Origin of the sequence: Dialister sp. CAG:357 (genome assembly GCF_000435155.1) — a bacterium.
GTDB lineage: Bacteria > Bacillota > Negativicutes > Veillonellales > Dialisteraceae > Dialister > Dialister hominis.
In genome coordinates this window covers 4,252-14,679 of sequence record NZ_FR896456.1, presented here as the reverse complement: position 1 = coordinate 14,679, position 10,428 = coordinate 4,252, and the positions used below count along the sequence as shown (strand labels likewise).

The window sequence follows — 10,428 nt, the reverse complement described above, 5'->3', positions numbered from 1 at the left end:
AAGCCGCGGTTTTTTATTTTCAGGAGGAAGCATGACAGACGCACTTAGAAGAATAGATAAAGTACGCCAGATCCGGCGTGCCATAGGTCTTACAATCGGCGCTGCGATTTATTCTGCAGGGCTGAACCTGTTCCTGATCCCGAACCACGTCATCGACGGCGGCGTGACAGGTATTTCTCTTCTGATCCAGGCGCTGACGGGGATCCCTTTCAGCGTGCTCATTGTCCTTTTGAATGTTCCCTTCTTCTACATGGGCTATAAGAGCTTAGGGCCGAGACTGGCGGCATCATCCATGTTTGCCATCATCGTCCTTTCCCTCTGCTCGTCCAGGCTTGAGAAAATGATGCCGGCGACAAACGATCCCTTCCTGTCGACGATTTTTGGCGGGATTATCATAGGACTCGGCGTAGGCATCGTCATCAAGAACGGGGGGTCGACGGATGGCACGGAAATCGTGGCGATCTGGATGGACAGCCGGTCGTCGTTTTCAGTCGGCGAAATCGTCATGTTTTTCAACTTCTTCATCCTGGGCGCCGCGGGCTTCGTCTTCAGCTGGAACAGCGCCATGTATTCCCTCATCGCGTACTTCATCTGCTCGCGCATGATTGATGCCGTCTCGACAGGGCTTGATTCCTCCAAGGGCATCTTCATCATCACGACATGCTATGACGACGTCAGCGATGCCATCGTCCATGACATGCACCGCGCCGTGACACGCCTCCACGGGCAGGGCGGATTCCTGAAAGATGACAAGGATGTCCTCTACTGCGTCATTTCCAGACTGGAAGTCACGAAACTCAAGCAGGTCGTCCGCGACATCGATCCCTCCGCTTTCATCACCGTATTCGACGTGCAGGAAGTCGAAGGCGGGCTTGTCGGCAAGAAAGTACAAAAATGAACAAGAAATAAAGAAAATTAAGGCCGGGAAAAATCTTTGGCCTTTTTTATTTTTCCCCTTTGCAAATCAGTAAAGTTGTTGTAAAATAAGACAATTTGTGCAGAATTTGGCTTACGGATTCTTAGTTGTACACCAGGGGGGTACTATGTCGCAGAAAACAATTGAAGAATTGGAATTTGAGGAAACAGGAGTCACTCGCAAAGAGCGTTGGAAAATCATGTGGGCCTCGATCATCGGTTACGCCATGGACGGGCTCGACGTTCTGATTCTTTCTTTTGCGATGGCGGCCATCGTCAGTGAATTCGGCCTGACGCTTGGCGAAGGCGGCATGATTGCCACGTATACGCTGATAGGCACGGTCCTCGGCGGATACATCTTCGGCATTTTTGCCGACTGGTGGGGCAGGGTGCACACCTTCTCCCTCACCATCATTATTTTCTCCATATTCACGGGCGCATGCGCCTTTGCGGACAATGCAGTCCATCTGGACATCCTGCGTTTCCTGGCAGGGCTCGGCCTTGGCGGTGAATATGGCATTGGCATGACCCTCGTATCAGAAACATGGCCGGGCGCCAAGCGCGCCAGAGCCACAGCCGGCGTAGCGATGGGCTGGCAGGCAGGCGCCGTTCTTGCGGCTATCCTTGCTGCTGTCGTCCTTCCTGACTACGGCTGGAGAGGACTCTTCCTCGTAGGCGTCCTTCCGGCACTCCTTGCCGCATGGGCCCGTCACGGCATCAAAGAACCGCCGATGTGGGTCAAGCGCAAGGAAATGAAGAAAGCGCTTCAGGCAAGAAAAGATGCAGGCGAGAAGCTGACGGCTGAAGAAGAAGAACAGCTGACAGAAGCAAAGAAATTCCCGCTTGCGCACCTCTTCGCTGACAAGAAGACGACCATCACGACAATAGCGCTCACCATCATGACAAGCGTACAGAACTTCGGCTACTACGGCATCATGGTATGGCTCCCGATGATCCTTCTGAAGGAACACGGCCTGACCACCAAGTCCATGTCCGGCTGGATGATCGTCACTGTCATCGGCATGATTGCAGGCATCTTCGTATTCGGCTGGCTCTGCGACCGTCTCGGACGCAAGAAGCCGTACCTTCTTTTCTACGTATGCGCTGCTGCCATGGTGTATATCTACGTCAATCTCGGCACGCCGATTGCGCTCCTCTTCGGCGGCGCATTCCTCGGCTTCTTCTGCAACGGCATGATGGCAGGCTACGGCACGCTTCTCTCTGAGAACTACACGACCGACGCCAGATCCACTGCGCAGAACTTCATCTTCAATACCGGACGCGCCGTAGGCGGCTTCGCTCCGGTCATCATCGGTACGATTGCACAGACAAACGGCTTCAATACCGCTTTCGTCCTGCTCTCCGCCGTATATCTTGCGGCTGCTGTCAATGTCCTCTTCTTCGTCAAGGACACCAAAGGCACCGTCATCCGTTAATTTTAAAAAGGACTGTGGAAATGATCATTCATCTTCCGCAGTCTTTTTTAGTGCAAAGATGAAAATTTATAATATTTATGCATATATATTAATAAAACTATGGACATATGCAGTATATGACTGTATAATAGGTATTAAATTTATGTAGTATGCAATGGGGTGCAAAATATGAAAAACTGGAAAAAGGGTATCATTCTCGCAGCTTCTCTCGCTATGGCAGCCGGCATCATGGCCGGATGCGGCGGTGAAAAGAAAGCGGCATCATCGGAAGGTCTGAAACCGCTGAAGGTAGCAACGAACGCAACATACGTGCCGTTTGAATTCAAATCCAAGGACGGCAAGGATTATACAGGATATGAAATCGACGTCGTCCGTGCTGTTGCTCAGGACATGAACAGGAAAGTCGAATTCAAGAACGTGGCATTTGACGGCCTGATCCCGGCTCTGCAGTCCAAGGAAGTGGACATGACGGCATCCGGCATGACAGCAACGAAGGAAAGAGCAGACAAGATCCTCTTCGCCGCTCCTTTCTATGCGACAAAACTTGCTATCGTAACCAAGGCAGATAGTGACATCCACAGTGTCGAAGACCTCCTGAAGGAAAAGGAAGTTGCTGTCCAGGTCGGAACGACCGCTGCTTACTATGCGGCTGAAAAAGGCATGAATACAAGAAACTTCGATCATTCCAGCGATATCGTCATGGAACTCAAGGCCGGCGGCGCTAATGCAGGCATCCTGGATAAACCGGCTGCCGATTACTTCGTAGCTACCGATGGCAAGGGCGCATTCCGCGTCGTCGATGTTCCGGATTCCAAAGTCCAGTACTTTGCCTTCGGCTTCAACAAGGACAATAAGGAACTGCAGCAGGAAGTCAATGCTGCCATCGCCAAGCTCAAGAAAGACGGCACGCTGAACAAGCTCCATGAAAAATGGTTCAATACACCGGCTCCGGATATGCCTTCCACAGCAGAAGAAGCACTGTGAATCAAGTAATATTAAAACAAGCCAACAAAAAAGGATGTGTTCCAAATGGTTCACATCCTTTTTGATTGCTTTAATTCCTGTGAAGCGGTATGTCGATGGCTTTTCCTAAGCGGAAGGCCCAGAGGGAAAGGCGTACGACGGGTTTTCCGAGGAGCTTTTCAGCGGCTTCTCCGTAGACCTGAAGCTGGATCTTGTAATGCTCTCGAAGTTCCTCTTCGGTCATGACGCGGTCCGTCTTGTAATCGATGACGGTAAGGCCGTCCTTCGTTTCAAGGAGGCAGTCCATGATCCCCTGCAGGAATATCTTCTCGCCCTTTTCGCAGTCGGGATAGAAGGAATCCGCAGGAAGGAGGATCGAGAAAGGCATTTCCTTCCTGACTGTCTCTGCTTCTTTCATGAGAGTGCCCAGAGGGCTTTCTGCGAAGGTGATGAGAGAAGCGACAGGATTTGTGTACTTTCTTTCTGAAAGGAGGACTTCCTCTTCATCCTTCGTGAAGATGCCCGATTCCGTAAGGCGCATGATTTCATTTCTTAAAGCTTCCCTTGTTGCCGGGACGGTCTTGAAATCTATCATTTCCATCGCCTTATGCATGAGTGTACCAAAGGAAGTCCCTGTAAAGCCTGGTTTTCCTCCGGAGAGGAAAGAAGGCGGCTCTGCATAATCGGCAGGAAGCGTTTCCTTCATTCCTTCTGTTTCCTCATTTTCTTCGCCCTCTTCCGTTTCAGGAAGGGAAGGAAGGTCCGGTGCCAGGACTTCAGAGGCATACGGCGGTTCATCGCTTTCCGAAGCTTCGAGCGTTTCACGAAGCTTGACCGCGGCTGTGGCTGTCAGTTTTCCCGGCGTATTGGCAGCGCCCGGGAAGGCGTAGCTCCATGTGAGGCGGCGGGAAAGATCTTCAGGTACCTCAGAAGGAAGGGAAGCAAGGAAGCGGTCAGCATTCGTCTCCGGTGTTTCTTCCACCTCGATCAGCTGCTTTTCCGTTTCTGCAGCATCCGCGGTTTCATCCGCTCTGAGGAGCGAAGTTTCCGGAGTGATGGAAATATCGAAAAGAGAGTGGTCTCCTTCTGCATCGTCAGCATAGGAGGGGATGCGCATGAGACGGTCCCATACATCTTTGGATGAGCGATGACGGAGCGCCGCCGGCATGATCCAGTCAAGGTAGGAAGCGGCACCGGATGTGATATAGGACGGGAGCGGGCGGACTTCGCCAGTTTCCGTGCCAGCCAGGGAGGCCATCCAGAGGTCAAGGGATCTTATGGTATCCTTCAAAGTAGCTGTAATGAAGAGCTTGTCTCTTGCGCGCGTCATGGCGACGTAGAGGAGGCGCGCTTCTTCGGCTTTGCTTTCCCTTTCGGAAGCGGAGCGGACGGAATACCAGTAGAGGCTGGGCCAGCGTGCATGGGTCTCTTCGTCATAGTACTGGATGCCGATTCCCCTGTCCTTGTGGCAGACGGCCGTTGCCTTCGTGTCGCGGAGGTTGAATTCTTTTGCCGCATCGACCAGGAAGACGACAGGGAATTCAAGCCCCTTGCTCCTGTGGATCGTCATGATGCGGACAGCATCGGCGGCAGAGACAGAAGGCGTCTTGGCGCGGAAATTACGTTCGTCCTTCGTCAGGCGCGAAAGCTCAGTGAGGAAAGAGTAGAGGCCGCTCCTGGCGCCGCTGTCTCTCGAAAGAGCCAGCTGATAGAAGGCAAGGACATGTGCTTTCCTGAATTCGCCGCCGGAAAGTCCGGAGACGTAAGTGAGGTAATCGGTATCCGCGATGATCTTCCTGATGAGCGGTGCTGCGCCGTCCTTGACAGCCTGCAGGCGCCATTCCTTGTAGAGGGAAAGGAAGGAAGAAACAAGGCCGGCTCCTCCCGGTTTGAGGATATGATCCGCATTTCCAAGGACAGGCCAGATATGCTCAGCACCGGCAGCCTTCTGGGCAAGTCGCAGGCGCGAAAGATCCTCTTCATCAAGGCCTACGAAGACAGAGCGCAGGACAGCCGTCAGCGCCAGGTCCTGCAGCGGATTGTCGATGATCTTGAGGAGCGCAAGGAGCGTCTCGACTTCCGGATTCTGGATGTAATCGTCTTCCCTGTCGGAAATCGCAGGAATGCCGTATTCTCCCATGACCTTCAAAAGGATGGGGGCTTTTCCTGCCACGGAGCGGAGAAGAATGACGATATCACTGTAAGTGATGGGGCGGAAGGTGCCGTCGCCGTTCATGACCTTGGCCTTGCTGTCGATGAGGCTGCGGATTTTCGCCGCAATCAGCCTGCCTTCGAGGCGTATGTTTTCCATATCCTTGATCTTGGGATTATCATTCTGCGCCTCTTCGATATCCTTGTCGATGAGGCCGATGGAGACAGAGCCGCCGCAGTAATCGGAAGGCCTCTCTTCCTCGTGGCGTCCCGGGTAGAGCGCTTCCGCCGCCCCGTAGTTCAGCTCCAGATTTCTTTCCGTCATGATCTGGCGGAAGATGAAATTGATGGAAGAAAGGATGGCCGCATCGCTTCGGAAATTCTTATTGAGGTCGATCCTGTGGTCTGTAGCAGCCTCATTCGTGCTGAAGTCATTGTACTTTCCGAGGAATATCGTCGGGTCCGCCTGACGGAAGCGGTAAATGCTCTGCTTGATGTCGCCGACCATGAAGCGGTTGTCTCCGCTGGAGAGAAGGGAGGTGATGAGTTCCTGCACGCCGTTCGTGTCCTGGTACTCATCGATCATGACTTCCTTGTAACGTGAGCGTATGGCAAGAGCGGCTTCCGACGGGAAATCAGCGGCCGTCTCAGGCGTGAATGCCGGATCATCCTTGTCGACGAGGACGTCTAAGACATAGTGCTCCAGATCATTGAAGTCCATGACGCCTTCCTGGCGTTTCCTCTCCGAAAGAGAATGCGTGAAGTCGATGGTAATGTCAGAGAGCACCTTCACGATCGGAGCCATATTGCGCGTCTCTCCGATCCACTGGTCTTCGGAAATCCCGATCAGGGGAGCTATCGACTTATTATACGTAGCCGCAGCCTGCTTCCGGAGAGCCTTGATGGTCTCGGCATCCGGAGTGGCATTGAACTCTTTGACAAGCATTTTATAGGGCTTCAGCACCTTGGCGGTTGCGATTGTGAGACGGGCGAAGGTAAAGGAGGGAAGATCATAGAGGTCTTTCCAGGAAGAAACTTCGGCGAGAGAGGAAATGAAGCTGTATTCATTCGAAAGCTGGTCACTGTAGACGGCACGCGCTGCATCATTCTGATCCATGATTTCAAAAGCGCGCCGGTAGTATTCGCTGATCTTCTCCGAAGTAGAAATGATCGAGGCAAGGAAATCATAGCTCCAGGGAATGTCGTCCAGCTTCGTACCATCGGGGATGTTGTAAGGATCGGGCAGATGCTTGAGCCAGTCGATCGGGAATGGCATCGAGCAGGAGAAGTTGTGGATGCGCAGGATCGTATCCTTCAGGTCGCGGTCCTGGTAGCGGCTGGCAAAGAGGTCGGCCGTTTTGAGGAAATCCGGGTCAGCTTCTTCGTACCATCTTTCCAGCACTTCGGCAAGGACGGCTTCCTTCAGCAGGTATCCTTCGTTTTCATCTGCCATGATCTGTGTCTTGGGATCCAGATCGAGGAGGTAGAAGTACTGGCGGAGAAGCGACTGGAAGAAGGAGTCGAGCGTGGAAATCTGCGCGCTTCCCATGAGAGAGAGCTGGCGCTCTAAGTGATGGATGAGGGGCAGATTGTTCTCCGCATCCGCTTCGCGGAGCTTGTTTGTCAAAGACGCCGAGACGCGGCTCTTCATTTCAGCAGCGGCTGCCTTTGTGAAAGTGAGGACGAGAAGCTCGTTGATATCGATGCCGCTTTCCATGTCGCCTGCGATGCGCGTGATGCGTTCGGTGAGGACTGCGGTCTTGCCGCTTCCTGCAGCAGCTGAGAGCAGGAGATTCTTGTTTCTTGTATCCAGCGCTTCCTGCTGCGCCGGGGTCCAGCGGTTAGCCATTGTCATCCTCCTTTCTTGGTTTTGTCATATCGAATGCTATCCCTGGAAGCTCACGCTTCATATCTTTGTCGCTGACAGCATGGATGTAATCGTAATTTTCTTCCCTGCGGCTCGGGTCGAAGCGGCAGATGGAGTGGTATGGGCAGTACTTGCAGGGCGAGCTTCCCTTGAAGCGGACGGGACGGATATCGATCCTGCCGGAAATCATCTCTTCATAGAGCATGATGATCCTCTTCTTCACGATCCGCAGAAGATGATCGAAATCTTCCTTGGAGAGCACATTTCCTGTATTATACGGATCTCCGTCATTCTTCATGCGGACAGGAAGGATCGAGTCATTACTGCCTGCGCGGCTGTCGAGATCGTAAACGGTTGCACCCGATGAAGTGATAAAGCCGGATGCACCGTCCTTGGCCGGAAGATCCGGAATACCATTACGCGGCACGGACGAGACGATCTTGACATCGCCTGAAAGGTAAATATACATGAGGGCGGCAGGAAGGAGCGGATTTCCATCTGCCTCTTCCATGAGGCCCAGAAGGTAGGTGAGAAGCTGGAGCTTGAGGCCGCTGACGATTTCCACAAGGCTTGCCGTCGTATGGCCCGTCTTGTAGTCGTAGACAGCGACGTTCTCGCCAAGCATATCGACGCGGTCGATTTTGCCGTTCAGCGTGAAGGTCTCCCCGTTTTCTGCCCGAAGGTGCAGGAAGAACTTGTGCTCCAGGGCTTTCGTGTCAAAGGAGCTCGACTTACTCCATTCCCTTAAGGAAGAAAGTGTATTCTTGAATGTCTTATTGAGCGCATTTTCCGTATAGCGGGAGGCCGCATCGGAATGAAGGGCGCCGTAGCGGACGCGGGGCGCGATGGAGGAGGCAATCTTGCTCGAAAGGTTCTCGATGTACTCATCCGTCGCATCTCTCCACTGCTTGTTCTCCTTCCCCAGGACGCTTCCGAAACGGTGGAGCGATGCATGGAGGTAGTTGCCGAAGTCGAGCGACTGGAGGTCTCCTGTATCCCTTTCCTTGATGCCAAGGCCGTACTGCAGGAAATAGCGGTATGCGCAGCCGCGGTAATTTTCAAGGCGGGTGACGGAGCTTAAGAACCTTCCGCCCGGCTTGAAGAGGCGCGCGGCAATGTCCAGCGGGAGCGGCTCTGCCTCATTGGAATAGTGGAGGCTTTGCATCTTTAACCAAAGAGTAGTGCCATAAGAAGAACTGTTTTTTGCCCATGCGGCAAGGCCTGCCCAGCGGGAATCCTTCTCCGGGATGCTTTCGCGCAGGATGGAAGGGAGAAGGGAAAGCGCCTGATCGGGATTGCAGAAGAAGGACGCATCATCATTGGCCGGGGACGGCGGAAGGACGTGGATGTCTTCCGACGGATAACCGAGGCCGGAGAGCTGCGTCAGAAGGAGCGAAGGCTCGGTTTCCGTGCCGTCTTCCCTGACAGCGGGAAGGGAGAGGTAGAGGACGTCCGAGGCGCGCGTCAGGGCCAGGTAGCAGTAGAACTGCTCCTGATGGACGACCTGCATGAGATCGGCGCCGAAGCGGAGGCGGCTTTCTGCGAAAATCTTCTGCCTTTCCGATTCTGTGAAGAAGCCGGATTCCCCGATATTCTTCGGGAAATCCCCTTCGCAGATGCCCGGGATGAAGACGGCGCGCGCTTCCATGGCATACCCGCGGTCCATGCCTGTGACCGTCACATGGTCAAGGGACGGCGGAATGGTCGAGTACGTGAGCGAGGAAAGCCCGTCTTCGAGAAGGGAGAGGAAATCCTTTCCGCTCATGATTTCATCGCCGGCAGCATGGACGATTTCGTCCAGAAGCGAGAGCATCTTCTTCCACACCTGAAGGTGCGTGCGGATATTCGTATGAAGAGATTCGACATCATCGAGCCCGGCAAGTGTATCCGGTACCTTTTCGTCGAGGTAGAACTGATATAAAAGTGCGCACTTTTCGCGGACCGTCTTAGCCTTCTTCCATGCGGAGGCAAGGGGATCGAGGAGGCTTGTGAGACGGACTCTCCAGTCATTGGCTTCCCGGAGGGCAGCAAGCTCCTTTTCGGAAGGCGGCTGCGCTTCTGCGTCGATATCCCAGTATTCACGGAATTTCCATGCTTTATGCCACTGCCAGGCGCGGATGCCGTGGGAGAGGACGTAGTTTTCAAGACGGTCTGTTTCCTCGGGCGTGAAATCGCGCAGGAGGAAGGTCTTCAAGAGGCGGAAAATCGTTTCCTTCTGCCAGCCCGAATTCTTTCTCGTCGTCTCGGCTGTCAGGAAGCGGAGAAGGCCGTCCGTCATCATGACGAGCGGATGGTTGTTCATCGGATGCTTCTTGTCAATGAAGGCGGCGATCTTGTATTTCTCAAAAGAGCGCTCGAAAATATCCGTGTAATCGTCAGGTGTCCTTAGAAGGACAAGGATGTCCCTCCAGCGGAAGCCCTTGTCACGGACGAGCGTCAAGATGGCACGGGAAATCGCATCCACTTCTTCTTCTTTCCTTGCGGCGCGGAGGATGTGGAGCCCTTCTTCAGGGCGCACGTTTTTCTCCTTGGGAAGCGGGCAGGAAAGAGCGCGTCTGGCAAAGAAGGATTCATCCATCGAAGAAAGGCGGGGAGAATGGAAGCGGACTTTTTCCGTAAGCGTCGTGAAGTCCGAATGGCGCTCACGAAGGGACAGGTCCTCGTACAGCTTGTAAGGACGAAGGAAGGTCGTATTCTCTGCGGCATCTTCCGGCCTGTCCATCTGCAGCGTCATCGTGACTTCTTCTGCCGTATGGATGAGGGCGGAAACGATATTGATTTTCTGCGGCGCCATGCCGTTGAAGCCGTCGATCCAGATGCGTGAATGGCGGATCATGTCGGACTTGGGGATTTCGTGCGCCAGAAGGTCGAAAAGGCTGCCTTCATAATTGAAATGGCTGCGGAGGTATTCATTGTAAGCCGTATAGATGATGGAGAGATCCTTCATCTTACGTCCGAGCGGCGTGTCCCCTTCCTCTTCTGCGGCAGCAGCAAGATCATTTTCCGTTACGCAGAAAAGGTCGAGCTGGTGGAGAAGGAGGCGCACTTCTTCCGAAAAATGCGGGTGGGACGCAGCCTTGACGATCATCTGGAGTT

General features: G+C 53.6%; 5 protein-coding genes. 3 read left to right on the top strand and 2 right to left on the bottom strand.

What is annotated here, in order from left to right:
* Positions 1–31: 31 nt before the first annotated feature.
* The 3 genes from M3200_RS07505 to M3200_RS07495 all read left to right on the top strand — a co-directional run bounded on the left by M3200_RS07505 (position 32) and on the right by M3200_RS07495 (position 3,335).
* Complete coding sequence (locus M3200_RS07505; protein WP_022382917.1) at positions 32–898, top strand: YitT family protein; 867 nt, start codon at positions 32–34, stop codon at positions 896–898.
* A gap of 145 nt (positions 899–1,043) precedes the next feature.
* Positions 1,044–2,351 (top strand): MFS transporter, encoded by a 1,308-nt coding sequence (locus M3200_RS07500; protein WP_022382916.1) that lies wholly within the window; start codon positions 1,044–1,046, stop codon positions 2,349–2,351.
* A 168-nt stretch (positions 2,352–2,519) separates the two neighbouring features.
* Positions 2,520–3,335: a basic amino acid ABC transporter substrate-binding protein gene (locus tag M3200_RS07495; RefSeq protein WP_022382915.1), complete on the top strand. Its 816-nt coding sequence runs from the start codon at positions 2,520–2,522 to the stop codon at positions 3,333–3,335.
* Between the two features lie 70 nt (positions 3,336–3,405).
* Here the strand turns inward: M3200_RS07495 and addA are convergent, their stop codons facing one another.
* Both addA and M3200_RS07485 read right to left on the bottom strand, forming a co-directional pair.
* Entirely contained in the window at positions 3,406–7,314 is a 3,909-nt protein-coding gene (gene addA / locus M3200_RS07490; protein WP_022382914.1) for a helicase-exonuclease AddAB subunit AddA, read from the bottom strand.
* Positions 7,307–10,428, bottom strand: a 3,122-nt coding sequence (locus tag M3200_RS07485; protein WP_288178222.1) for a PD-(D/E)XK nuclease family protein, incomplete at its 5' end; no start/stop codon positions are given. The genes M3200_RS07485 and addA, both read right to left, overlap by 8 nt.